Annotated in this window: 21 protein-coding genes; 12 read left to right on the top strand and 9 right to left on the bottom strand. The window is 74.3% G+C overall.

Going from position 1 to position 22,714, the window contains the following annotated elements:
- Positions 1-23 precede the first annotated feature (23 nt).
- Genes ABD249_RS15740 through ABD249_RS15730 form a run of 3 tightly spaced genes read right to left on the bottom strand, consistent with a single transcriptional unit; the run spans position 24 to position 3,171 of the window.
- The gene (locus tag ABD249_RS15740) at positions 24-1,313 is read right to left on the bottom strand and encodes a glycosyltransferase family 2 protein (protein ID WP_344345022.1); all 1,290 of its coding nucleotides are present in this window, start codon (positions 1,311-1,313) and stop codon (positions 24-26) included.
- A complete protein-coding gene (locus ABD249_RS15735) occupies positions 1,310-2,281 on the bottom strand; it encodes a glycosyltransferase family protein (RefSeq protein ID WP_344345020.1) in 972 nt (323 codons plus the stop codon). The genes ABD249_RS15740 and ABD249_RS15735 overlap by 4 nt, the downstream gene beginning before the upstream one ends.
- Positions 2,278-3,171 (bottom strand): WcbI family polysaccharide biosynthesis putative acetyltransferase, encoded by an 894-nt coding sequence (locus ABD249_RS15730; RefSeq protein WP_344345018.1) that lies wholly within the window; start codon positions 3,169-3,171, stop codon positions 2,278-2,280. The genes ABD249_RS15735 and ABD249_RS15730 overlap by 4 nt, the downstream gene beginning before the upstream one ends.
- A gap of 158 nt (positions 3,172-3,329) precedes the next feature.
- Here ABD249_RS15730 and ABD249_RS15725 point away from each other — a divergent pair, with 158 nt between their 5' ends.
- Genes ABD249_RS15725 through ABD249_RS15710 form a run of 4 tightly spaced genes read left to right on the top strand, consistent with a single transcriptional unit; the run spans position 3,330 to position 7,319 of the window.
- Positions 3,330-4,406 (top strand): glycosyltransferase, encoded by a 1,077-nt coding sequence (locus ABD249_RS15725; protein WP_344345016.1) that lies wholly within the window; start codon positions 3,330-3,332, stop codon positions 4,404-4,406.
- Positions 4,403-5,533, top strand: a complete 1,131-nt coding sequence (locus tag ABD249_RS15720; RefSeq protein ID WP_344345014.1) for a glycosyltransferase — start codon at positions 4,403-4,405, stop codon at positions 5,531-5,533. The genes ABD249_RS15725 and ABD249_RS15720 overlap by 4 nt, the downstream gene beginning before the upstream one ends.
- A gap of 26 nt (positions 5,534-5,559) precedes the next feature.
- Positions 5,560-6,489: a glycosyltransferase gene (locus tag ABD249_RS15715; protein ID WP_344345012.1), complete on the top strand. Its 930-nt coding sequence runs from the start codon at positions 5,560-5,562 to the stop codon at positions 6,487-6,489.
- The gene (locus ABD249_RS15710) at positions 6,486-7,319 is read left to right on the top strand and encodes a glycosyltransferase family 2 protein (RefSeq protein WP_344345010.1); all 834 of its coding nucleotides are present in this window, start codon (positions 6,486-6,488) and stop codon (positions 7,317-7,319) included. Before ABD249_RS15715 ends, ABD249_RS15710 begins: the two co-directional genes overlap by 4 nt.
- Here the strand turns inward: ABD249_RS15710 and ABD249_RS15705 are convergent, their stop codons facing one another.
- Positions 7,320-7,868: a TetR/AcrR family transcriptional regulator gene (locus tag ABD249_RS15705; RefSeq protein ID WP_344345008.1), complete on the bottom strand. Its 549-nt coding sequence runs from the start codon at positions 7,866-7,868 to the stop codon at positions 7,320-7,322.
- 58 nt (positions 7,869-7,926) lie between these two features.
- Here ABD249_RS15705 and ABD249_RS15700 point away from each other — a divergent pair, with 58 nt between their 5' ends.
- The 3 genes from ABD249_RS15700 to ABD249_RS15690 all read left to right on the top strand — a co-directional run bounded on the left by ABD249_RS15700 (position 7,927) and on the right by ABD249_RS15690 (position 9,042).
- Positions 7,927-8,574 carry an SDR family NAD(P)-dependent oxidoreductase gene (locus ABD249_RS15700; RefSeq protein ID WP_344345006.1) on the top strand — a complete coding sequence of 216 codons (648 nt, stop codon included), beginning with the start codon at positions 7,927-7,929 and terminating at the stop codon, positions 8,572-8,574.
- A gap of 9 nt (positions 8,575-8,583) precedes the next feature.
- Positions 8,584-8,754, top strand: coding sequence for a hypothetical protein (locus ABD249_RS15695; protein WP_344345004.1), 171 nt, complete (start codon positions 8,584-8,586; stop codon positions 8,752-8,754).
- 111 nt (positions 8,755-8,865) lie between these two features.
- Positions 8,866-9,042 (top strand): hypothetical protein, encoded by a 177-nt coding sequence (locus ABD249_RS15690; protein WP_344345002.1) that lies wholly within the window; start codon positions 8,866-8,868, stop codon positions 9,040-9,042.
- 78 nt (positions 9,043-9,120) lie between these two features.
- Here ABD249_RS15690 and ABD249_RS15685 read toward each other — a convergent pair whose 3' ends face one another.
- Together ABD249_RS15685 and ABD249_RS15680 are read right to left on the bottom strand one after the other, a co-directional pair.
- Positions 9,121-9,369 carry a hypothetical protein gene (locus tag ABD249_RS15685; protein WP_344345000.1) on the bottom strand — a complete coding sequence of 83 codons (249 nt, stop codon included), beginning with the start codon at positions 9,367-9,369 and terminating at the stop codon, positions 9,121-9,123.
- Between the two features lie 242 nt (positions 9,370-9,611).
- Positions 9,612-12,026: a M1 family metallopeptidase gene (locus tag ABD249_RS15680; protein ID WP_344344998.1), complete on the bottom strand. Its 2,415-nt coding sequence runs from the start codon at positions 12,024-12,026 to the stop codon at positions 9,612-9,614.
- 313 nt (positions 12,027-12,339) lie between these two features.
- On the opposite strand from ABD249_RS15680, the gene ABD249_RS15675 reads away from it, so the two are divergent.
- Both ABD249_RS15675 and ABD249_RS15670 read left to right on the top strand, forming a co-directional pair.
- On the top strand, positions 12,340-13,326 hold the full coding sequence (locus tag ABD249_RS15675; RefSeq protein ID WP_344344996.1) for a LacI family DNA-binding transcriptional regulator: 987 nt from the start codon (positions 12,340-12,342) through the stop codon (positions 13,324-13,326).
- A gap of 535 nt (positions 13,327-13,861) precedes the next feature.
- Positions 13,862-14,491, top strand: a complete 630-nt coding sequence (locus tag ABD249_RS15670; RefSeq protein WP_344344994.1) for a sigma factor-like helix-turn-helix DNA-binding protein — start codon at positions 13,862-13,864, stop codon at positions 14,489-14,491.
- Between the two features lie 372 nt (positions 14,492-14,863).
- Here the strand turns inward: ABD249_RS15670 and ABD249_RS15665 are convergent, their stop codons facing one another.
- The 3 genes from ABD249_RS15665 to ABD249_RS15655 all read right to left on the bottom strand — a co-directional run bounded on the left by ABD249_RS15665 (position 14,864) and on the right by ABD249_RS15655 (position 19,587).
- A complete protein-coding gene (locus ABD249_RS15665; RefSeq protein WP_344344992.1) occupies positions 14,864-17,332 on the bottom strand; it encodes a glycoside hydrolase family 65 protein in 2,469 nt (822 codons plus the stop codon).
- An 11-nt stretch (positions 17,333-17,343) separates the two neighbouring features.
- Positions 17,344-18,102: an HAD family hydrolase gene (locus tag ABD249_RS15660; protein WP_344344990.1), complete on the bottom strand. Its 759-nt coding sequence runs from the start codon at positions 18,100-18,102 to the stop codon at positions 17,344-17,346.
- A gap of 117 nt (positions 18,103-18,219) precedes the next feature.
- Positions 18,220-19,587: an aldehyde dehydrogenase family protein gene (locus tag ABD249_RS15655; protein WP_344344988.1), complete on the bottom strand. Its 1,368-nt coding sequence runs from the start codon at positions 19,585-19,587 to the stop codon at positions 18,220-18,222.
- A 107-nt stretch (positions 19,588-19,694) separates the two neighbouring features.
- Here ABD249_RS15655 and ABD249_RS15650 point away from each other — a divergent pair, with 107 nt between their 5' ends.
- The 3 genes from ABD249_RS15650 (at position 19,695) to ABD249_RS15640 (ending at position 22,712) form a co-directional block, all read left to right on the top strand.
- Positions 19,695-20,987, top strand: a complete 1,293-nt coding sequence (locus ABD249_RS15650; protein ID WP_425546347.1) for a CaiB/BaiF CoA transferase family protein — start codon at positions 19,695-19,697, stop codon at positions 20,985-20,987.
- Between the two features lie 26 nt (positions 20,988-21,013).
- Complete coding sequence (locus ABD249_RS15645) at positions 21,014-22,141, top strand: acyl-CoA dehydrogenase family protein (protein WP_344345138.1); 1,128 nt, start codon at positions 21,014-21,016, stop codon at positions 22,139-22,141.
- A 94-nt stretch (positions 22,142-22,235) separates the two neighbouring features.
- Positions 22,236-22,712: an SRPBCC family protein gene (locus ABD249_RS15640; RefSeq protein WP_344344984.1), complete on the top strand. Its 477-nt coding sequence runs from the start codon at positions 22,236-22,238 to the stop codon at positions 22,710-22,712.
- Positions 22,713-22,714 lie beyond the last annotated feature (2 nt).

Genomic DNA, 22,714 nt, shown 5'->3' with positions numbered 1-22,714 from the left:
GCGGCGACCGCGTTCGCGCGCGCTCACGACCTCGGCGGCCACCAGCCGCCGAGGTACGCCTCGAGGTCGGGCTCGTCGTCGAGCACGAGGACGTCGGGGACGGTCAGGCGCTCGGTGCGCCACCCCGTCGGCCGGCCCCAGCGACGGTCGCGCTCGTGGGCGCGCACCGCCGCGATCGTGATCGCCTCGCCGAGCTCGACCTCACCCACCTCGCCGTCGCCGGTCGTCTCGACCGCAGCACGCAGCGCGGCCGATGCCGCATCGCCGAGCAGCACGGGCACGGCGAGCGTCACCGTCGCCCGGTGGTCGCGCGGGACCTCGCCGACGATGCGAGCGTCGGCGGCGAGCGCCTCGTGCACGTGCCGCGGCACGACCACCCGCGCCGTCGGGAACACGGCGAGCATGCCGTCGACGCACACGATGGCGGCGGCGAGCGACGGGGCGGAGGCGAGCACGACCACGACGTCGGGCGGCGCGATCGCGAGCGCCCGCGGCGCCGAGCCCGGGACGCCGATCGTGCGCGCGAGCGTCGTCGTCTCGACGTTCTTCCTGCGTCGTCGCTCGCCCTCGTCGCGGCCCGCCCAGTCGGGTCCGTCGTGCCAGGCGATCGCGTCGGGCACGTGCGCGAGCGCGGCGCCGCGCGACCAGGCACGATGCGCCCACTCCCAGTCCTCGCCGCCGTAGGTCGCGAACGACTCGTCGAAGCCGCCGACGTCGTCGAGGAGCCAGCGCGAGCAGGCGACGACGGCGCCGATGACGAAGCGGTACGAGCGGGCATCGGCGTCGAGGAGGTCATGCGAGCGGGCGTAGGCGTCGGCGAGCCACGCCGGCTCGTCGATCGCGTGCGCCGGGCCCGCCACCTCGACGGGGGCGTCGTGGGGCACGCCGGCGAGGTCCGCATGCCGGCGGCGGCCGACCGCGACGACGTCGGGCGCCGCCGAGGGCAGCGCGGCGATGCGGGCCACGTACTCGGGCTCGGGGGTCGTGTCGGCGTCGAGGAAGCACAGCACGTCGCCGCTGCTGGCGCGGACGCCGAGGTTGCGCACCGCCGCCAGGCGGAATCCCTCGTCGGCCTGCCGCACGAGCACGACGTCGTCGGGCACGACGGGGGCGGTGGGCGAGCCGTCGTCGGCGACGACGATCTCGAGCAGGTGGCGCGGATGCGTCTGCCGCCGGAGGGCTGCGATCGTGCGGTCGAGCTCCGCCTGCTGGTCGTAGTGCGCGACGATCACCGAGACGGACCGAGGCGCGTCGTCGACGGGTGCGTCGCGCCAGTCGTTGCCGACGAGCGGCATGCCGAACGGCGCCGTCATGCGCGATCCCACAGCGCGAGCATCGCCTCCGCGACGTCGTCGATCGTCGGCGAGACGCCGGAGCCCGGCTGCAGCCACGTCGTCTCCGGCACGCGGGCCGCGAGCTCTATGGCGCCGGCGAGCCCCGACTCCTCCACGATCCACATCGTGCCGGGGCGCAGCGCCGCCATCTCGTCGAAGTACGCGTTGCGCACGACGATCGGGCGCCTGCCGGCCGCGGTCCATGCGGTGAGGGAGCCGGATGCCGACACGTGGCGGTGGGCGACGACCGGCACGAGCGCCGACCGTGCCGCGGCGCGCAGCGCGTCGTCGTCGAGGAAGCCCGTGCTCGTCACGGCGACGCCCTGCTCGGCGGCCTCGGCGACGAGCGCGGCGAGCTCGCGCTCATGGCCGGGCGCGGCGCGACCGATCGCCGTGACCGGCAACGGGTCGGCGAGCGTCGCCGACGCGACGACCGCCTCGCGGTGCCCCTTGCCCGGGTAGAAGAAGCCGAGCACGCCGATCTCGCGGCGCACGGTCGCCGGCCGCGGCGCCTCGTCGGGCTGCTCGCACGGCAGCGGCACGACGGTCGCGTCGGCCTCGGCATCCACGTGCGTGCGCAGCAGGGCGAGCTCGTGCCTGCTGTTGCAGACGACGGCCGACGCGGCCCGCACGACGCGGCGGTACGCATCCGAGCGACGCGCGAGGCTCGCCTCGCCGTCGGAGGGCTGCGGCAGATCGTGCAGCGTCACCGTCACGGGTCCGCGAGCCGCGATCCGCTCGATCGCCTCGGCGGCGTCGCCGGGCGACGAGCCCCACAGCCGATCGGTGAAGTGCACGTGCACGGCTGCACCGTCGGGCACGTCGGCCGGCAGCACGAGCCGCGCGTCGTCGCGAGCGCGGGCGACCGCGGCTGCGACCTCGCGGGCGTAGCGGTCGACGCCGTGCTGCTCGTCGCCGCGGTGCACCAGCAGCGGCACGGCCGTCATCGGGCGAGCTCCTGCAGCGTCGCCGCGTGACGCGCGAGGCCCGCGGACACCACCTCGGGATGCTCGCGGTACCAGTCGAGGTGCGCCGCCCGCACGCGCTCGACCTCGACGACGCCGCCGCCCACGATCCAGTGCTCGACGGGCTCGTCGTCGAGCCCCCACGCCTCGATGACGGATCGCTCGCGCGGCGCATGGATGGCGTCGAGCACCTGCCGCGGGAGCTGCTGCGTCGCGCCGGGGAGGCCGAGGTGCGCATGCACGCGCTCGGCGAGCGCCTCCCACACGGGATTGCCGGGATGGTTGAGCGTGCGCATGGCGGCGAACGCCGGCCGTTCGAGCGCGTCGGAGATCACCACGGCGTCGTGGTGCCGCTCGCGGCGACGCAGCTCGTCGAGCGATGCGGCCCCCACGGCGCGGATGCGCTCGGCCGACGCCGTGGGGGGCAGCGGCGATCCAGCAGCCTCGGCGAGCACGCGGAGGTCGTGGTACGGCACGACGGGCGGCACGAGCGACGGGTCGGCGGGCGGCCGCACGATCGCCTGCCACGGGTACAGGCCCGCGAAGCGGATGACCGGCACGATCGCCGTGCGCGCGGCCGCCGTGCGCGCGAGCACCTGCCGCGAGCCGAGCGGCAGGCCGTGGTAGTCGTCGCGGATGGGCTGCGCCACGAGCACCTCGACGCGACCGAGCAGCCGCTCGAGGTGCGGCAGGTCGTCCGCGACGAGCTCGTGCACCGCCGGCACGCGCACGAACCGGGCGCCGGCACCGTCGATCGCGAGCCGCAGCGACTCGGCCTGGCAGTTGCCGAGCACGACGCCGAGCGGTCCCGCATCCTCGTCGACCCCGTCGTAGAAGTCGGCGTAGTGCCGCCTGCGCGCGTCGTCGCTCACGTCCGCATCTCCCTCGTCCCCCTCGACGCTACGACGTCCGCGGCGAGGCCGGGGCGACGGGGCCCGAGGCGGTATCCTGGGAGCGAGGCTGCCGTCCCGCCTCGACCCCGGCGCCGAAGCCGCCAGACGGCCCGCTCCCGCCGCCGAAGGAGCATCCCATGCGCTCGACCCCGCCGATCCGCGTGGCCGCCATCCCCGGCGCGCACCCGTACGTGCGCGCCATCACGCAGGCCGACGGCACCGTCGTCACGCTGCCCGACCCGATCGTCGACCCCGCGCACCCCGAGCGGTGGTGGCCGCCGGCGATGCTCGACGCGGCGTGGATCCGCGCCAACGCCGACCGATTCGACGTCATGCACGTGCACTTCGGCATGGAGTCGCTGCCCACCGGCCGCCTCGAGGGCGCGGTCGATGCGCTCGACGAGCTGCGCATCCCGCTCGTGTTCACGGTGCACGACCTCGAGAACCCGCAGCTGACCGACCAGCAGGAGCACCGGCGCGACCTCGACGTGCTCGTGCCGCGCGCCACGAGGCTCCTCACCCTCACGCCGAGCGCCGCACGCCGCATCCGCGACACGTGGGGCCGCGAGGCGACCGTCATCCCGCATCCGACGCTGCTCGACGACGCTCCCCCTCCGGCGCTCGGCATGCGCGGCGCCTTCACGATCGGCGTGCACCTGCGCGACCTGCGCCCGAACATCGACGGCGTCGCGACCATCGCATCGCTGCTCGAGGCGCTCGGCGGGCTGCGCGCAGGCGGCGTGCCCGCTGCCGGGCGCGTGCTCCTCAACGCCACGACGCGCGACGCGGAGGCCGAGGCCGCGATCGAGCGGATGCTCGCCGGCCGCGTCGACTGCACGCTCGTGCGCAGGGCGCGACCCGACGACGACGCGCTGCTCGATGAGATCGACGCGCTCGACGTCGCCTGGCTGCCGTACGCGCACGGCACGCACTCCGGCTGGGTCGAGCTGTGCTTCGACCGCGGCGTGCCCGTCGTCGGACCCAGCCACCTGCCGATGGCCGAGCAGCACCCAGGCGACTACCACGGGCTCGACGCCGCGACGCCTTCCGCGGTCGTCGCGCGGCGTGCGATCGAGGCCGCGACGCGCGTCGGATCGGCCGAGCGCGTCGCCCTCGTCGCAACCCGACTGCATCATCGCCGCGACGAGCGCAAAGCCACGCAGGAGCAGCACGCGTCGCAGTACCGTGCAGTGATGAGCGAGTACCAGCGGTGATCGCGCCGCACCGAACCGAACGCCTCCGCATCCTCGTCATCGCGCCCTCGCGTCACCCCATCGCCGAACCGCACGCCGGTGGCCTCGAGGCGGCCGTGTGGGATCGCGTGCACGCGCTGCGCACCGCAGGGCACCGGGTGACGCTCGTCGCGTCGCACGGCTCCGACTTCCTCGACGAGACGCCCGTCGAGCTGCGGCTGCCATCCGTCGCCTGGACGGGTCCGGTCACCTCCGACGAGGCCTACCCGCCCGGCTACGTCGATGAGGTCGCCGCCGTGCTCGCACGGCTCGTCGACCGCCTCGAGCGCGACCCGCGCGCGTTCGACGTCATCGACAACCACAGCCTGCATCCGCTGCCCGTCGCGAGCTCGGGCTCGCACGGCATCCCGATGCTCACGACGCTGCACACGCCGCCGCTGCCCGAGCTCGTCGATGCCGCCGCGCAGGCCGGCCCCGCCCACGCCTTCCTCGCCGTCAGCAGCCACACCGCCGGTGAGTGGCGCGCGCTCGGCGTCGACGCCACGGTGCAGTCGAACGTCGTCGACCCCGACGCGTGGCCGTTCGGCCGTGGCGGCGCCGACCCGATCTGGTTCGGCCGCATCGTGCCCGAGAAGGGCCCGCACCTCGCGATCGAGGCCGCCCGCCTGCTCGGCCGGCCGCTCACGCTCGCCGGTCGGGTCGGCGACGTCGACTACTTCGAGCGCAGCATCGCGCCGCACGTCGGCCACGGCGTGCGCCACATCGGCGCGCTGCGCCGATCGCGCCTCGCGAGGCTCGTCGGCGGCAGCGGCGTCGCGCTCGTGACGCCGCGATGGGAGGAGCCGTTCGGGCTCGTGCTCGCCGAGGCGCTCATCACCGGCACGCCCGTCGCGAGCTTCGCGCGCGGCGGCGTCGTCGAGGTGCTCGACGGCCTGCCCGGCACGCGCCTCGTGCCACCCGACGACGTCGACGCGCTCGCCGCCGCCGCGCAGGAGCTGCTCGCCATCCCCCGATCGGAGCGCCGCCGCATCCGCGAGCACGCGCTCGAGCGCTTCTCGGCGACCGCCCGCCGTGCCGACCTGGATGCCATGCTCTCGCGGCACGCGTCGCTCGCGGCACGCTCGGACGCCGCCGCGGTCGCGTCGTGATCGGCTGGTACGTCCACCACCACGGCATGGGGCATCTCACCCGGATGCTCGCGGTGCGACCGCACGTGCCCGGCCCCGTCACGGTGCTGAGCTCGCTGCCGCGGCCCGTCGACCTGCCCGCCGACACCGAGTGGGTGCTGCTCGAGCGCGACGACGCCGACGAGGGCGGCGGGGATCCCGCCGGTGCGGAGCCCACGGCCTCCGGCCTGCTCCACTGGGCACCGGTCGGCCATGGCGGACACGCGCGCAGGCTCGCCGCAATCGCGGCGCTGCTGCCGTCGTTCGAGGCCATGGTCGTCGACGTCTCGGTCGAGGTCACGATGCTCGCGCGCCTGCTCGGCCGCCGCGTCGCGCTCGTCGTGCAGCCGGGCGAGCGCATCGACGAGCCCCACGTGCTCGGCCGTCGCCTCGCCGACCTCGCCATCGCGCCGTGGCCGGGCGACGACGGCCCCGGCCTCGTGCACGTCGGCGGCATCTCGCGCTTCGCCGGCCGCTCCCGAGCCTCGGAGCCGACCCCGTCGCGCGTGCTGGCCCTCGGCGGCGGCGCCCGCGACGACCTGTGGCGAGCGACGATCGAGCACGCGATGGAGGGCACGCCCGGCTGGGAGTGGGAGGTGCTCGACCACGAGCGCTGGTCGCCCGATCCGTGGGCGTCGCTGTGCGGCGCCGAGGTCGTCGTGACCGCCGCGGGGCAGAACGCGATCGCCGACGTCGCGGCCGCCGGCGCACGCGCGGTCGTGCTGCCGCGGCCGAGGCCGTTCGACGAGCAGGAGCGCACGGCGGCGGCGCTCGCGCGCCGCGGACTCGCCATCACGGCGCACGCGAGCGCCGAGCTCGACTGGACCGACCTGCTCGCCCGCGCCCGGGCGCTGCGGCCCGACTGGTCGCAGTGGCGTGTCGACGGTGCCGCCGAGCGCGCCGCCGCCGCGATCGACGGCGTCCGGAGGACCGCATGAGCACGGCGACCATCACCCTCGCCTCGTCGGCACGCGAGCTGCACGTCGCCCGCCAGCAGGCTCGCCTGCGCGCGCACGCCGCCGAGGTGCTGCGCATCGTCGTGTGGCTCGATCCCGATCCGGCACCGCACGACTTCGACGGCGCGATGCTCGTGCACGTGCCGCCGCACCCGCACGGCCTGCGGCTCGCCGCCGGACGCAACGCGGGCGTCGCCGCCGCGATCGCCGCCGGCTGCGACCGGCTGGTGCTGCTCGACGCCGACTGCGTGCCCGGCGACGCGCTCCTGCCGCGGTACGAGCAGGCGATGCGCCTGCGCGCCGACGGCCTGCACGCCGGCCCCGTCACCTACCTGCCCGAGGGCGTCGTCGTCGAGGTCGACACCGACCTCGGACCGCTCACCGCGCCGCATGCGGCGAGGCCGTCGCCGCCCGACGGCGACCTCGTCGAGGCCACCCCCGCGCAGCAGGTGCTGTTCTGGTCGCTGTCGTTCGCCGCGACCGCCGACGCGTGGTCGCGCATCGGCGGCTTCGACGAGGGCTACGTCGGCTACGGCGGCGAGGACACCGACTTCGCGATGCGCGCAGCCTCGGCCGGCGTGCCGCTCGTCTGGGTCGGCGGCGCCCACGCCTACCACCAGCACCACCCCACGAGCGCGCCGCCCTGGCAGCACCTCGACGACATCCTGCGCAACGGCCGCCGCTACGCCGAGCGCTGGGGAACCTGGCCCATGGAGGGCTGGCTGCGCGCCTTCTCGGAGGCGGGCGCGATCGTCGAGGTCGACGGCGACTGGCACCGCGTCGACGCGGCCCCGGCGTCGACGCGCCCCTGACTACGCGAGCGCGACGGCTCGCAGGACGCGTCCGACGTGCGCCGCGACCCATGCCTCGTCGAACCGTCGCGTGCGCAGCAGCCATCGGTGCAGCACGGGCCCGACCAGGAGCTCGGCTGCGTCCTCGGCGTCGGTGACGCCCGCTCGCGCGAGGCGATCCGCGATCGCCGCGAGCTGCGGCCGCAGCAGCAGCTCTCGGTGCTGCGCCGCGAGCGCCTCGTCTCCGAGGATGTCGGCCGTCACGGCGCGGAGCAGCGCCCCGTGCACGGGATCCGTCAGCTCTCCCACCATCCCTGCGATCAGCAGTCGGAGGTCCGCAGCCAGATCGCCCGAGTCAGGCACCACGACCGCGCCGGACTCGTCCAGGCTGCGGGCGAGGAGCGCGTCGAAGAGGATCGCCGACGTGGACGGCCAGGTGCGGTAGAGGGTCTGCTTGCTGACCGAGGCTCGCGCGGCGATGCCCTCCATCGTGAGCGCGGCCATCGGGCGCTCCGCCACGATGGCCAGGACCGCCTCGTGCACGATGCGTCGCGTCCTCGGTCGAGCCATGCTGCGAGCGTATCGTGCGAAACGAGACGCAGCGTCCACATTCGAGTATGGTCGTCGCATGACGACCTCGGATCGGTGGATGATCACGGGTGCCGGCAGCGGCCTCGGCCGCGCGCTCGCGCTCACGGCGCTCGACGCAGGACGCCATGTCGTCGCGACGGTCCGGAACGACCACCCGCTCCCCACGCAGGAGCGGCTGACGGTGCTCCGGCTCGACGTCCGCGATCGCGATGCCGCGCGCGCCGCCGTCGAGCGAGCGGCGCAGGCGCTGGGTGGACTCGACGTCCTCGTCAACAACGCCGGCGTCGGGCTCGTCGGCGCCGTCGAGGAGGCGACCGAGGAGGAGGCGCGGACGATCGTCGACACGAACATGCTCGGGCCGCTGTGGCTGAGCCAGGCGGCGATCCCCATCATGCGCGCGCAGGGTCGCGGCCACATCGTGCAGGTGTCGTCGGTCGGGGCCGCCGGGACGATGCCCATGCTCGGGCTCTACGCCGCCACGAAGTGGGGGCTGGAGGCGTTCGGCGAGGCGATGGCCGGGGAGGTCCGCGAGCACGGCGTCCGCGTGACGCTGGTCGAGCCCGGCGCGCTCGACACGGCATGGGGCGGTGCGAGCATGCGCTTCAGCCAGCCCGACGCCGCCTACGAGCGCCTTCGCCTGGCGACGTTCGGCACGGCCCAGGTGCCCTGGCCCTCGAGCGAGTAGCCGCTGGGCATGGCCCCGGGCGAGGCGGCCGCCGCGATCATGGCGCACGTGGACGACCCGGACGACGGCCGACTGCGCGTGCTCGTCGGCACGGACGCACCTGCCCAGGTCTTCGCGGCGCTCGAGCTGCGCCGACGGGACTACGCTCGCGATCCCCGCTACCCGGATGCCCATGCCTGACCCTCGACGGATCGGCGGCTCGCGGTCGCGCTGGCGGACGGCCGCCGCGTCGCGGTCGTCGAGGTCGTCGTGCGCCCAGCGGCCGGGCTGCTCGAGCACGGGCATGAGCCGATGACGGCCCTCGCCGGCCGCTCCGCCGTGCTCGTCACCGTCCTCGGCGGCTCGTACGGCGCCCGGCGGCACCCCCAAGGAGGGCTGGGACCACTCGACCGGCTGGCCGCCGCCGAGCAGCACGCCGCCGACGCCGGGCTGCGGCTCGCACGCTCGCTCGCATCGCGCGCGGCCTGAGCCGGCGCGCATCGGGCGCGTTCGGGCTCCGGACATGACGAAGGGGCCGCAGCGATCGCTGCGGCCCCTTCCGCCTGCCTACTCCTCGTGCTTGAGCGCGAGGCCGATGGCGAAGAACGTCGGCGCCCAGTGGCCGATGAAGATGCCCCACCGGTCCGACTGCGCCTTGCTGTCGTCCGCCTTGCCGCGCGACACGAGCCATGCGGCGAGCGAGATGCCCACCGATGCGAAGCCCGCGACGTACGCGTGGTTGCTGCGGAGTCCGAGGTCGTGGGCGACGCCGATGGGGTTGAAGCCTGCTGCCTGCTCGATCTTGGCCTTTGCCATGATGTCTCCTTCCGAGAGAACGGGGCTGTCCTCATCCTCACGGGCGCACCGGTCGCGCGGGTGGCCTGGACGGCCGCCCCCTGCGGCGCTATCGTCACCGGCTCGGCGGGGCCGCCAGGGTTCCCGGCGGACACGGTGGAGCGGCGAGCGTCGAGCGGCCGCCGAGGCGGGGGACCTGCGGACGTGAGGGGTGTCTCCCTCATGCCTCCGGCCGTCCCCCGCCTCGTTCGCCGTGCGTGGCGCTAGCCGCGCGAACCTGCCCGGCGCCGCACGGCACCGACGGCGACGACGCCGAGGCCCGCGAGCAGCATCGCGAGCGCCCACGGCAGCGCGTCCTGCGCCGCGGAGGCACCGGTCACGGGCAGCCCCGCGCTGGAGGGGGCGGTCGAGGGCGCGGGCGCGGAGGGTGCGGGTGCCGACGGCGCGGGTGCCGACGGCACCGGCTGGGACGGGACCGGCTCCGACGGCTCCGGCTCGACGGGGGCCGCTGCGATCGGGCCGACGGCCTCGCTCGTGCGCTCCTGCGGCAGGAAGCCCTCGGCGGTGCCCGTCACCGTCACCGCGACGTCGAGCCCGAGGGCCGAGGCCGGCACGACGAACGTGCTCGCCGTCGCACCCTCCACCGGCTCGCCGTCGACGAGCCACCGATAGGTGAACGTCGTGCCGGGCGTCCAGCCCTCGGTCACGGCGGTGAGCTCGGCGCCCACCTGCGGGGTGCCGGTCACGATCGGCGCCGCCGCCTCGACGGCGTACTCCTCGACCGCGAGGCTCGTGACGCAGTCGACGCACGAGCCGCCGAGGCTCGTGACCTCGGCCGACGCGTCGACCGTGCCGCCCGACGCGTCGTCGTCGATCGTGGCCGTGAACGTGGTCGTCACCGCTGCGGACGGCGGCGGCGACCCGGCGGGGGTCACCGGGATGGCCCACGTGAGCGTCGTGCCCTCGAGGGTGACGCCCTCCGGCAGCGCGTCGACGTCGATCGTGGCCCGCGCGAGGAGCGAGGAGACGTCGACGGCGACGACGGATGCCGCCAGCGGTCCGTAGCCGACGTTCGTCGCGCTCAGCGTGTACGTGACCTCGTCGCCGCGCTGCAGCGGCTCGGTCTCGGCCGTCGCGGCGAGCGTGACGTCGACCTCGTCCGGCCACGCGGGCTTGTCGGCGTCGAGGATCCAGTCCTGGTAGAACGCGTCGAGCTCGCGGCCCGAGAGCTCCTCGGCGAGCGCGAGGAGGTCGGCGCCGGTCCTGCTCGTGCCCGCGTAGCGCGTCTGCCACTCCTCGATCAGCGCGAAGAACGCCTCGTCGCGGATCGCCACGCGGAGCGCCGCCCAGAGCTGCGCGCCGCGGTCGTACGTCTGGAACTCGTAGAGCTCCGCCGAGTCGGTCTGCGCTCCCGGCGGGATGGTCCACACGGCGTCGTCCGCGGGCACGTCGTCCCACGCTCCGAAGTACGCGGCCTCGGACGAGCCGCCGGTGCCGAATCCCTCGGTCGACGCGTAGTACGTCGGGGCCCAGCTGGCCATGCCCTCGGCGATCCAGATGTCCGTCCAGGTCGTCGGCGACACGTTGTTGCCGTACCACTGGTGCACGAGCTCGTGGATGAGGGTGCTGCCGGCGACCGAGCGCGTCGAAGGGAAGAACGAGCGATCCTGCGTCTCGAGCGCGTAGCTGATGCCCGACGGCACGGTGTCCACGACGACGCCGGTGCTGTTGCCCGGGTAGGGGCCGTAGAGGGTCTCGAGGTTGCGGATGATGGTCTCGAGCTGGTCGATGCGCGCGCGGATGGTCGTCTTGTTCGTCGCCGAGAGGGCGCTGTCCATGAACGACCATGCCGGGATCACGCGTCCGTCCGTCAGCGTGACCTGCGTCTCGACGACGTCGTACCTGCCGATCGAGATGATGGCGAGCTCGGATGCCATCTGCTCGCGCTGGTCCCAGATCCAGGTCGTGCGCGTGCCGTCGGCCGAGGGCGTGCGCGAGACGAGCTCGCCGTTGCCGACCGCGGCGGCCGGAGCGGTGCCCGCGGGCGTCGTGATCGTCGACGGCACGTCGAGCGTGAAGGTGTAGGTCGCCTTGTCGGAGGGCGTGTTGTTGTGGGGGTAGCCCGTCATGGACCCGACGGGCTGCCCCAGCATGGTCGCGCCGTCGTTCGTGACGTTCCAGCCCTCGAAGGAGCCGTCGGCGTCGACGTGCCTGCTCGGCACCCCGTGATAGCGGACCGTGGTGGTGAACTCGCCCGTCACCGGCGTCGCCGGCGTGATGACGAGCTTGAAGGTGATCGTGGCGGGGTTGACGATGCGCTCCCAGGCGGCCGGCTGCCCGTTCACCGTCACCTCGTCGACCTCGAGGCCCTCGAAGTCGAGCGAGAGGCTGCTGAGCTCGCCCTCGGCGCGGGCGGTCATGGTGGACGTCGCCTCGATGGTGCTGAGCGCGAGCGTCGCGCCGGGCGTCCAGGCGATGGCCACGTCGTAGTCGAGCGCGTCGTACCCGCCGTTGCCGACGTTCGGGAACATCGCGTCGCCGGAGGTCTGCGCCCCCGCGACGGGTGCGGCGACGGCGGCGGTCGCCCCTGCCGAGACGAGGCCGCCGGCGAGCAGCAGCGGCATGGCGAGGGCGGCGAGGCGCCGCAGGGTCGGCGCGCGGCCGGGCGTGCGAGTCATGGATCCTCATCGGGTGGGTCGGACGCCGCCCGATGATCGTCGAGGGCCACGCTCAACGTAGAGGAATCCTCGTTACAGGCGTGTGTCGTCGGCGCATGGGGTCGCGAGGGTTCGGCGCTCCAGCATCCGTCGCGCGTCTGCTGCGGGCCGGGGCGGGGTCCACCGATGGGCAGGAGCTCTGCCTCGAGAGCCTCGCGCCGTGCGCGTCCAGGCGACGGGCGCGGACGCCCGGCTGCGGATCGCACCTCCTCGGGTGCGGGCGGCGCGCACGGCGCCTGCGGACGCCGAAGCCGGATCCGGGCAGGATGAGGGCATGCACCCCCGCCCGACGCGACGCGCGACGCGTGCCGACGTCGCGCGGCTCGCAGGCGTGAGCCCCGCCGTCGTGAGCTTCACGCTCAACGGAGGCCCCCGTCCCGTCGCCGACGCGACAGCGCGCCGGGTGCGGGAGGCCGTCGCCCGGCTCGGCTACACGCCCAACGCCGCCGCCCGTGCCCTGTCGATGGGGTCGAGCGGCGTGCTGGGGCTCGTCGTGCACGACATCGCCAACCCGGCCGACGGTCGCCTCGCCGCACGGGTGCAGGAGGCGGCCGACGAGCGTGGGATGGACGTGGTGGTCGCGGGCGTGCTCGAGGACCGCTCGCGCAGCCTCGGCGCGCTGCAGGCGCTCGACGCGCGTCAGGTCGACGGCATCGTCGTGACGACGCCGCTGTCGCCGGAGGCGGTCGACGGGGCGACGCGGCTGCGGGCGCGCATCGTGCAGCTCGGCTCCCACGGTGCCATCCCCGGCGTGGTGCGGCTCGAGGCCGACGTGGACGAGGGGTCGGCGGCGATCGTCGCGCACCTCGCGGCGCTCGGGCATCGACGCGTCGCGTCGGTGGGCGCTCGCGCCGGGGCCTGCTCCTCGCGGCGCGGAGCCCACGGGCGCGCCGTCGAGGACGGACCGAGCGAGCCCGACGCGGCCAGCATGCGCGCCGGCTACGAGGGCATGCGCCGCATCCTCGCGCACGAGGTGCCGACGGCGGTCGTCGCCGGCTCCGACGTCGTCGCCCTCGGCATCCTGCGCGCGATCCGGGAGGCGGGCCTGCGCGTGCCCGAGGACGTCTCCGTCGTGGGGTTCGGCGACACCGACGAGGCGCGCTTCGCCTCGCCCGCGCTCACGACCGTGCACGTGCCGGCGCAGGAGATGGCGCGCGACGCGCTGCTCGCCCTCGTCGAGCCGACGGCGCTCGAGCCCGGCGAGCACCGCTATCCGACGCGCCTCGTGGTGCGCGAGTCGACGGCGCCGCCGCGCGCGTGACCGCGGCCTCGTGCTCGGTGCCTCGACGGCCGGCGGCGCGTGACTGGTCACGATCTGCGCCGACTGGTCACGAACCGCGCCGACCGGTCACGAACCGCGTCGACCGGTCGCGAACCGCGTCGACCGGTCACGAACCGCGTCGACCGGTCACGATCCGCGCCGACGAGCCACGTCGCGCGCCGGCCGGCCGAGCTGCGTGCGTCGACCGGTCACGATCTGCGCTCACTGGTCGCATCCTGCGCCGATGGGTCACGATCTGCGCCGACCGGTCGCATCCTGTGCTGACTGGTCGCTGTTGCACCCGATCGGGGCCGATTCGGGTGCAACGGTGACCAGTCACCGCGAAACGTGACCAGTCGGCGCGAGACGTGACCAGTCACCGCGAGACGTGACAAGTCAGCGCAGAAGGTGACCAGTCAGCGAGACACGACCGGCCGCGAGTGCAAGACTGCCGCCGCGACGACGCTCGACAACCATGCAACACGGGTTGCGTCCTCGATTGCCACCACACCCATCACGAGGCACGATGGCAGACGTGCTGCATGCAATCCACGCTGATGGACGTCCTCGGCGTGCGGCGCACCATTCGGAGCAGCCCCAGCGGATCCGCGTCGCCGTCTGGTCGGAGTACCCGGTCGCAGCCGACGCCGTGCGCGACTGCCTGCGCCGCGCACCCGCCGGCCTCGACGTCGAGCGGCTCGTCGAGGGCGTCGGCGACCTCGGCACGTTCGACGTCGCGCTCGTGCTGCGGGACGAGCTCGAACCCGGTGCCCTCGCGCGGCTGCGGCGCTCGCGGGTGCCGGTGCTGCAGCTCTCCGACGACGCCGAGCACGACGGCGATTGGCTGCACGTGCTGCCGCGGCGATCGCCGCTGCCAATGATCGTCCGCTCGATCGAGCGCATCGCCCGGCGCACGCCGCGACCACGCACCATCGAGCTCGAGCTCAGCCGTCGTGAGGCCGAGGCGGTCATCCTCTACGCGAGCGGCCTGCAGGTCGTCGCCGTCGCCGACGAGCTCGGCGTCGGCGTCGAGACCGTGCGGACCTACCTGCGCCGCGCACGCATCAAGCTGCGCGCCCGCGGGCACGACGGCTCGACGCGCGACCGCCTCGCCGAGCTGCACGCGTTCGGCGAGCTGCGGCGACAGGCCGCACCGGCCCGCTGACCCGAGCCCGTGCTGCGGGCGCACCGTCGGCCTCCGGATCCCGCCGCATCCAGGCCTCAGCGCACCGCCGACCGCACATCCCACTCGGCCCGCCGCTCACGCGCGGATCCGGCGACGACACCGTCGAGAGCCCCGACGGTCGACGCCGCCCGCGCAGGGCCAGACCGCCGCATCCACGCCCCAGCGCACCGCCGACCGCACATTCCACTCGGCCCGCCGCTCACGCGCGGATCCGGCGACGACACCGTCGAGAGCCCCGACGGTCGACGCCGCCCGCGCGGGGCCAGACCGCCGCATCCACGCCCCAGCGCACCGCCGGCCGCGCACACCGCACGACGCACCGCTCAGGCGTGGATCCGGCGGCCGAGCGCCTCAGCGGTGGTCGTCGTCGTGCGCGAAGGTCGGCAGCGACGCCGTGATGAGCGTGCCGTCGGCGCGGCGGAAGCCCTCGAGGTCGTCGGTCGACGGCGCCTCCTCGTCGACGAGCGGACCCTGGCCGTCGAGGTCGATCGTCTGCGGCCTGCCGTCGCGCACGAGCACCCGCTGGCCGCGCACGTGCACGATGGCGTCCGAGCCCTCCTCGACCGTGAACGTGATGGCGTCCTGCTGCACGTGGATTCGCAGGCGCGTGCCGCGCAGCGTCATGCGGAAGGCGATGCCCTCCCAGCCCTCGGGCAGGCGCGGGTCGAACGAGATCTCGCCGTCGTGGTCGCGCATGCCGCCGAAGCCGGCGGCGTACGCGAGCCAGATGCCGCCCGTCGACGCCACGTGCACGCCGTCGGGGGTGTTGCCGTGGAGGTTCGCGAGGTCGACGTAGAGCGCGTCGAGGTGGTATTCGAGCGCGAGCTCGCGGTAGCCGACCTCCGCCGCGATGATCGACTGCACGACCGCCGAGAGCGTCGAGTCGCCCGTCGTGAGCGCGTCGTAGTACTCGAAGTCGCGCCGCTTCTCCTCCGGCGTGAAGTGCTGCCCCTGCAGCAGCAGCGCCAGCACGACGTCGGCCTGCTTGAGCACCTGGAAGCGGTAGATGACCAGCGGGTGGAAGTGCAGCAGCAGCGGCCGGTGCTCGGCGGGCGTGTTCGCGAGGTCCCACACCTCGCGCTCGAGGAACTGCGCATCCTGCGGGTGCACGCGCAGCTCCTCGTCGAACGGGATGTGCATGCCGTCGGCGGCGCGCGTCCACTCGAGCACCTCGGCGTCGGTGACGCGCAGTCGCGACACCATGCGCTCGTAGGCCGCAGGGTCCTCCTCGCGGAGCCGCCCGACCGCGCTGGCCGCCGCACGGAGGTTCGCCCGCGCCATGACGTTCGTGTACAGGTTGTCGTTCACGACGGTCGTGTACTCGTCGGGGCCCGTGACGCCGTGGATGTGGAAGACGTCGTGGTGGTTCGACCGCCAGAACCCGAGGTCCTCCCACATGCGCGCGGTCTCGACGAGGACGTCGACCGCGCCGCGGGCGAGCAGCTCGGCGTCGCCCGTGGCGGCGACGTACTGCGTGAGGGCATGGGCGATGTCGGCGTCGATGTGGTACTGCGCCGTCGAGGCCGCGTAGTAGGCGCTCGACTCCTGCCCGTTGATCGTGCGCCACGGGTAGAGCGCGCCGAGCTGGTTCATCTCGGCCGCACGGTCGCGCGCGGCGTCGAGCATGCCCTCGCGGAATCGCAGCACGTTGCGGGCGACGCCGGGCGACGTGTACGTCAGGAAGGGCATGACGTAGATCTCGGTGTCCCAGAAGTAGTGGCCGCCGTAGCCGGAGCCCGACACGCCCTTCGCGGCGATGCCGCCGCCGTCGGTGCGCGCCGACGCCTGCGCGAGCGCGAAGAGGTTCCAGCGCACCGCCTGCTGGATGGCGGCCTGGCCCTCGACCTCGACGTCGGAGCTCGCCCAGAAGTCGGCGAGCCAGTCGCGCTGCTGCGTCTTGACCGCCTCGGTGCCGAGGCCCTTCGCGCGGTCGAGCGTGCGCTTGCACCGGTCGACGAGCTCGCGCACGGGCACGACGCGGGCCGTGTGGTAGCTGGCCCACTTCGTGAGGCGGATGCGGTTGCCGGCCTTCGCCTCGATGCGGAAGACGTGCTTGGCGACGTCTGCCTCGACGTGGCGCGAGCACGACACCTCGTCGACCGTCTCGATGGCGTGCTCGATGCCGACGGCGACGGTCATGCCCGAGTTCACGGCGCGGAAGCCGAGGATGACGCGCGTCTCGCGATCGTGCTGGTGCACGGGCTCGAGCACGCGACCCTCGACGGTCTCGGCCTTGCGCGGGTCGAAGTCCTCCTCGGCGGGCCGCGCGTGGAGGTCGTCGCGCATGTCCTGCCGGTTCATCAGCTGGCTCGAGATGATGATCGACGCGTCGTCGAGCGGCGTGACCTCGTACTCGAGCAGCGCGAGGTGGCGCTCGGTGAACGACACGAGCCGCGAGGTGCGGATGTGGATGCGCTTGCCGCTCGGCATGCGCCACTCGCACTCGCGCTCGAGCACGCCGCGCTGGAAGTCGAGGCGGCGGGAGTAGGCGGTGAGGTCGGCGTCGGCGAGCACGAACGGCTCGTCGTCGACGTAGAGGCGGATGATCTTCGCGTCGGGCGCGTCGATGATCGTCTGGCCGACGCGTGCGAAGCCGAAGGCCTCCTCCGCGTGCCGGATGGGCCACGTCTCGTGGAAGCCGTTCACGAACGTGCCGAAGGCGTGGCCGTGCCGTGCCTCCTCGACGTTGCCGCGCATGCCGAGGTAGCCGTTGCCGGTGGCGAAGAGCGTCTCGGCCGTGCCCTGCTGCTGGGCGTCGAACTCGGTCTCGACGAGCGCCCACTCGTCGATGGGGAAGCGCTGCCGGTCGAGGGGATCCATGGCGTCGCGCCTCATGCGGCACCTCCGGTGGGGAGCGAGGGGATGAGCTCGGCGAGGTCGTCGACGACGAGGTCGGCACCCGACTCGAGGAGGGACTCGGCACCTGCGCCGCGATCGACGCCCACGGTGAGCAGGAAGCCGCCCGCACGGCCGGCGGCGACGCCCGAGTGGGCGTCCTCCACGACGACGCACTGCTGCGGCTCGAGCCCGAGGAGGTGCGCGCCCTCGACGTAGGTGGCGGGCGACGGCTTGCCGGCGAGGCCGTGCGCGGCCGAGTGGATGCCGTCGACGACGACCTCGAAGCGGTCGCGCAAGCCTGCGGCGGTCAGCACGCGCTGGCCGTTGCGCGAGCTCGTGACGACGGCGACCGCGAGCCCTGCGGCCTCGACGGCGGCGAGGAACGCGACGGAGCCGTCGTAGGGGCGCACGCCGTGCTCGTCGACCTCGGCGGTGAAGGCGACGTCCTTGCGGTTGCCGAGCCCGTGGACGGTGTCGACGTCGGGTCCGTCGGTCGTCTCGCCCTCGGGCAGCACGATGCCGCGCGCGGCGAGCATGCTGCGCACGCCGTCGTAGCGCGGCTTGCCGTCGACGTACGCGAAGTAGTCGGCGTCGGTGTACGGCTCGGCGCCGTGGGCGGCGAGGACGGGCGCGAAGAGCCGTGCCCACGCGCGCATGTGCACCTCGGCCGTCGGCGTGAGGACGCCGTCGAGGTCGAACAGGATGCCGCGTGCGCTCGCGAGCGCGCTCGCGTCACGGGAGCCGTGGATCATGCGTCTGCGACCTCTCGGAGCTGGTGTCGATGGTGCATGGCGACCCGATGGCGTCCCCTGCGTGCTCGCGTGAGGATATCGCAGCCCCGCGGGTCGCGCCCATTCGACCGGCGGCGCTCAGGCGGGCTGGGTGACGAGCCTCCGGTTGGCGAACTCGAGCACGGCGTCCGGGCCGAGCTCGCGCCCGAAGCCCGAGCGCTTGACGCCGCCGAACGGCAGCTCGGGTCGCGAGACGCCGAACGCGCCGATCGACACCATGCCCGCCTCGAGCCGCTCGGCCACCCACGCGGCGCGCTCGGGGTCGGCGTCGTCGAAGACGTTGGCGCCGAGCCCGAACGGCGAGTCGTTGGCGACGCGCACGGCCTCCTCGGCATTCGCGACGGGCACGACCATCGCGACCGGCCCGAAGAGCTCCTCGTGCCACACGCGCATGCTCGGCGTGACGCCCGTGAGGATGCCGGGCTCGACGAAGGCGCCGGCGCCCGGGATGCGGATGCCGCCGGTCACGAGCGTCGCACCCTCGGCGACGGCGGAGGCGACCTGCGCCACGAGGTCGGCGGCGGCGGCCTCGCTCGACATGGGGCCGAGGTCGACGCCCTCGTCGAGCGGCGAGCCGATGCGCAGCGCGCGCATGCCTGCGGCGAGCCGCTCGACGAACGCGTCGTGCAGCGACTCGTGCACGATGAAGCGCTTCGCCGACGTGCAGGCCTGGCCGCAGTTGCGCGTGCGCGCCGCGATCGCGACGTCGACGAGGCGGTCGAGGTCGTCGGTCGACAGCACGATGAAGGGGTCGGAGCCGCCGAGCTCGAGCACGCAGCGCGTGAGCGAGCGGCCCGCGACCTCGGCGACGGCGGCGCCGGCGCGCTCGGAGCCGGTGAGCGAGACGCCCTGCACGCGCGGGTCGGCGATCATCGTCGCGATCTGCGCGTTCGACGCGAGCACCGTCTGGTAGACGCCGGCGGGCAGGCCCGCGGCATCCGCCATCGCCTGCATCGCGAGCGCCGCACCCGTGCACGTCCCGGCGTGCTTGATGACGACGGGGTTGCCGAGCAGCATGCTCGGGGCAGCGAGCCGCGCCACCTGGTAGTAGGGGAAGTTCCACGGCATGACGCCGACGACGGGGCCGGTGGGACGCAGCTCGACGCGGGCGGCGCGGCCGCGCCAGCCCGTCTCGAGGGCGCGGTCGGCGAGCAGCTCGGGCCGGTCGGCGTACCAGTCCCAGATCGACGCGACGAGCCGCACCTCGCCGATGCCCTGCGGCAGCGGCTTGCCCATCTCGCGGGCGATCGTCGTGGCGAGCTCGACCTCGTTCGCGCGGAAGGCCGCGCCGATCGCGCGCATGGCGGCGATGCGCTCGTCGAGCGACGGCATCGCGGCGTACGCGCCGGCGGCGGCGGCGAGCGTCGCCTCGATCTCGGCGTCGGTCGCCTCGGCGTGGTCGGCGAGCACCTCGCCGGTCGTGGGATCGACGGATCGGTAGGCCATGCGCGTCCCCTCCACGTCGCTCGATGCGACGTCGACACGGGCACCCTACTCGCGCAGCGCGAGCGAGACGGGGCGATCCGCCATGCTGGGTCGAGGACGACGACGGGATGGGCGCGGTGGGGCACGAGGGAGTGCGCGGCACGGAGGCACCGCTGGCGGGCATCCTCGTCGCCGACCTGTCGCGCGTGCTCGCCGGGCCGCTCGTGGGCCAGACGCTCGCCGACCTCGGCGCCCGCGTCGTCAAGGTCGAGCGGCCGGGCGCCGGCGACGACACGCGGTCGTGGGCGCCGCCGGTCTCCGCGACGGGCTCGACGTACTTCGACGCCGCCAACCGCGGCAAGGAGTCCGTGACCCTCGACCTCGCCGATCCCGCCGATCAGGCGCTCGTCGTCGAGCTCGTCGCCCGCGCCGACGTCGTGATCGAGAACTTCCGACCCGGCACGACCGCACGCCTCGGGCTCGACCGCGATGCCCTGCTCGCGGCGCATCCGCGGCTCGTGTGGTGCTCGATCAGCGGCTACGGCTCGGCGCCCGGCGGTGCCGAGCGCGCCGGCTACGACTTCGTCGTCCAGGCGACGAGCGGACTCATGCACGTGACGGGGCAGCCGGACGGCCCGCCCACGAAGGCGGGCGTCGCCCTCGTCGACGTCCTCACGGGCAAGGATGCGACCGCGGGCATCCTCGCCGCGTTGCTGCGCCGCGAGCGCACGGGCGTCGGTGGCGTCGTCGAGGTCGCGCTCCTGTCGAGCGCCCAGGCGGCGCTCGTGAACCAGCTGCAGGCCGTGCTCGGCGCCCCCGGGTCGCAGGGCGAGGGCGCCTGGATGCCGGCGGCGGAGCCCGGGCGGTCCGGCAGCGCGCATCCGTCGATCGCGCCGTACCAGCTGCTCGCGACCGCGGACGCGCCGCTCGCGGTCGCGGTCGGCACCGACGCGCAGTTCCGCACGCTGTGCAGGGCGGTCGGTCGCGACGACCTCGCGCTCGACGCCCGCTTCGCGACGAACGCCGAGCGCGTCGCGCACCGCGAGGACCTCGTGGCGCTGCTCGAGGAGGCGCTCGCCGCCGACACGGCGCAGGCGTGGGAGGCCCGGCTGCTCGCCACGGGGCTCGCCGCCGGTCGGGTCCGCACGATCTCGGAGGGGCTGCGGCTCGCCGAGGAGGTCGGGCTCGATCCCGTGCGCGCGGTGCGCGGACCCGCGGGCGCCGGCGCGACCCTCGCCTCCCCCATCCGCATCGACGGCGACGCGGCGACGTCGCCGATGCCTCCCCCGCTGCTGGGCGAGCACGACGCCGACGTGCGAGCCTGGCTCTCGACGCCCGCGACGCCGCGTGCCGCCGATCGCCCCGGATCGTCGGTCGCCGCGACCGATCCCGACGCAGACCGACACCGAGGAGCACCGTGACCACCGACCTGCTCGACATCGAAGGGATGCTCTCCGACGAGGAGCGCGCCACCCGCGTCCGCGTGCGCGCGCTCGTCGACCGCGAGATCCGCCCGCACATCGCCGGCTGGTACGACGCGGCGCACTTCCCCCGCGAGATCGTGCCCGCCCTCGCCGCCGAGGGCCTGCTGGGCATGCACCTCGTCGGACACGGCTGCGCCGGTCGCTCGAGCGTCGAGTACGGCATCGCGATGCAGGAGCTCGAGGCCGGAGACAGCGGCATCCGCACCTTCGTCTCGGTGCAGGGCTCGCTCGCGATGAGCGCGATCGCGAAGCACGGCAGCGCCGAGCAGCAGGAGGCATGGCTGCCGCGCATGGCCCGCGGCGAGGCCATCGGCTGCTTCGGCCTCACCGAGGCGAACGCCGGCAGCGACCCCGGCAGCATGCAGACCTTCGCGCGCCGCGACGGCGACGACTGGATCCTCGACGGGGCGAAGCGATGGATCGGCCTCGCGTCGATCGCCGACGTCGCCGTCGTCTGGGCGCAGACCGACGACGGCGTGCGGGGCTTCCTCGTCGAGACGACGAGCCCCGGCTTCACGGCGACGCCCATCCCGCAGAAGCTCTCGATGCGCGCGAGCATCCAGTGCGACGTCGTGCTCGACGGCGTCCGCGTGCCCGAGTCGATGCGTCTGCCCGGCGCCCGCGGCCTGCGCGCGCCGTTCGAGTGCCTCAACGAGGCGCGCTTCGGCATCGCATGGGGTGCGCTCGGCGCCGCGCGCGACTCGCTCGAGGTGGCCCTCGCCTACGCGGGCGAGCGGCAGGTGTTCGGCCGCCCGCTCTCGGCGATGCAGCTCACGCAGCAGCGGCTGGCGGAGATGGCGCTCGAGCTGCAGCAGTGCCAGCTGCTCGCGCTCCACCTCGGACGTCGCAAGGACGCGGGCGTGCTCGAGCCGCACCAGATCTCCATGGGCAAGCTCGCCTCGTGCCGCGCCGCCCTGCGCATCAGCCGCGAGGCGCGTGCGATCCTCGGCGGCAACGGCATCACGCTCGACCTCTCGCCCATGCGCCATGCGGCGAACCTCGAGAGCGTGCGCACCTACGAGGGCACGGACGAGGTCCACACGCTCGTCATCGGCCAGGCGCTCACGGGCATCCCGGCCTTCCGCGGCTAGGCGGCACCCTGCCGCCGCCGACGGCCCTCCGCAACCCCAGGACAGCCTCCCTCGACGCCGCCTACCGTGGCAGCACGACGAGAGGAGCAGCATCATGGCAACCATCACCGAGCAGATCGACGTCCAGGCGCCCATCTCGGCCGTCTACGGCCAGTGGACCCAGTTCGAGACCTTCCCGCGCTTCATGGAGCACGTGCAGAAGATCGAGCAGCTCGCCGACGACCGGCTGCGATGGAGCGTCGAGATCGGCGGCCAGCGCCGCGACTTCGATGCCCGCATCACCGAGCAGCACCCCGACGAGCGCATCGCGTGGGCGTCCGACGGCGACGTCACGCACGCCGGCGTCGTGACGTTCCACCGCATCGACGACGACACGACGCGCGTCGCGCTGCAGCTCGACTGGGAGCCCGAGGGCTTCCTCGAGAAGGTCGGCGCAGCGGTCGGCATCGACGACGCGAGCGTGCGCGGCGACCTCAAGCGCTTCAAGAGCCTCATCGAGGGCAAGGACGGCGACGCGGACGGACGCTGGGACGGCGACATCGACCGCGAGGCCGACGCCACCGGGCACTGACG

The sequence above is a fragment of the Agrococcus versicolor genome (genome assembly GCF_039531815.1).
In the GTDB taxonomy this organism is placed as follows: Bacteria; Actinomycetota; Actinomycetes; order Actinomycetales; family Microbacteriaceae; genus Agrococcus; species Agrococcus versicolor.
The sequence above is the reverse complement of the archived record's forward strand: the minus strand, read 5'-3'. Positions and strand labels throughout refer to the sequence as shown.

What these genes read in the sequence shown, in the direction of transcription:
- ABD249_RS15690 (WP_344345002.1), top strand. Translation starts at nt 8,866, where the DNA reads ATGACGGCCCTCGCCGGCCGCTCCGCCGTGCTCGTCACCGTCCTCGGC.
- ABD249_RS15640 (WP_344344984.1), top strand. Translation starts at nt 22,236, where the DNA reads ATGGCAACCATCACCGAGCAGATCGACGTCCAGGCGCCCATCTCGGCC.
- ABD249_RS15675 (WP_344344996.1), top strand. Translation starts at nt 12,340, where the DNA reads ATGCACCCCCGCCCGACGCGACGCGCGACGCGTGCCGACGTCGCGCGG.
- ABD249_RS15700 (WP_344345006.1), top strand. Translation starts at nt 7,927, where the DNA reads ATGACGACCTCGGATCGGTGGATGATCACGGGTGCCGGCAGCGGCCTC.
- ABD249_RS15650 (WP_425546347.1), top strand. Translation starts at nt 19,695, where the DNA reads ATGGGCGCGGTGGGGCACGAGGGAGTGCGCGGCACGGAGGCACCGCTG.
- ABD249_RS15680 (WP_344344998.1), bottom strand. Translation starts at nt 12,026, where the DNA reads ATGACTCGCACGCCCGGCCGCGCGCCGACCCTGCGGCGCCTCGCCGCC.
- ABD249_RS15705 (WP_344345008.1), bottom strand. Translation starts at nt 7,868, where the DNA reads ATGGCTCGACCGAGGACGCGACGCATCGTGCACGAGGCGGTCCTGGCC.
- ABD249_RS15665 (WP_344344992.1), bottom strand. Translation starts at nt 17,332, where the DNA reads ATGGATCCCCTCGACCGGCAGCGCTTCCCCATCGACGAGTGGGCGCTC.
- ABD249_RS15685 (WP_344345000.1), bottom strand. Translation starts at nt 9,369, where the DNA reads ATGGCAAAGGCCAAGATCGAGCAGGCAGCAGGCTTCAACCCCATCGGC.
- ABD249_RS15695 (WP_344345004.1), top strand. Translation starts at nt 8,584, where the DNA reads ATGGCCCCGGGCGAGGCGGCCGCCGCGATCATGGCGCACGTGGACGAC.
- ABD249_RS15725 (WP_344345016.1), top strand. Translation starts at nt 3,330, where the DNA reads ATGCGCTCGACCCCGCCGATCCGCGTGGCCGCCATCCCCGGCGCGCAC.
- ABD249_RS15655 (WP_344344988.1), bottom strand. Translation starts at nt 19,587, where the DNA reads ATGGCCTACCGATCCGTCGATCCCACGACCGGCGAGGTGCTCGCCGAC.
- ABD249_RS15740 (WP_344345022.1), bottom strand. Translation starts at nt 1,313, where the DNA reads ATGACGGCGCCGTTCGGCATGCCGCTCGTCGGCAACGACTGGCGCGAC.
- ABD249_RS15660 (WP_344344990.1), bottom strand. Translation starts at nt 18,102, where the DNA reads ATGATCCACGGCTCCCGTGACGCGAGCGCGCTCGCGAGCGCACGCGGC.
- ABD249_RS15710 (WP_344345010.1), top strand. Translation starts at nt 6,486, where the DNA reads ATGAGCACGGCGACCATCACCCTCGCCTCGTCGGCACGCGAGCTGCAC.
- ABD249_RS15645 (WP_344345138.1), top strand. Translation starts at nt 21,014, where the DNA reads ATGCTCTCCGACGAGGAGCGCGCCACCCGCGTCCGCGTGCGCGCGCTC.
- ABD249_RS15715 (WP_344345012.1), top strand. Translation starts at nt 5,560, where the DNA reads ATGGGGCATCTCACCCGGATGCTCGCGGTGCGACCGCACGTGCCCGGC.
- ABD249_RS15735 (WP_344345020.1), bottom strand. Translation starts at nt 2,281, where the DNA reads ATGACGGCCGTGCCGCTGCTGGTGCACCGCGGCGACGAGCAGCACGGC.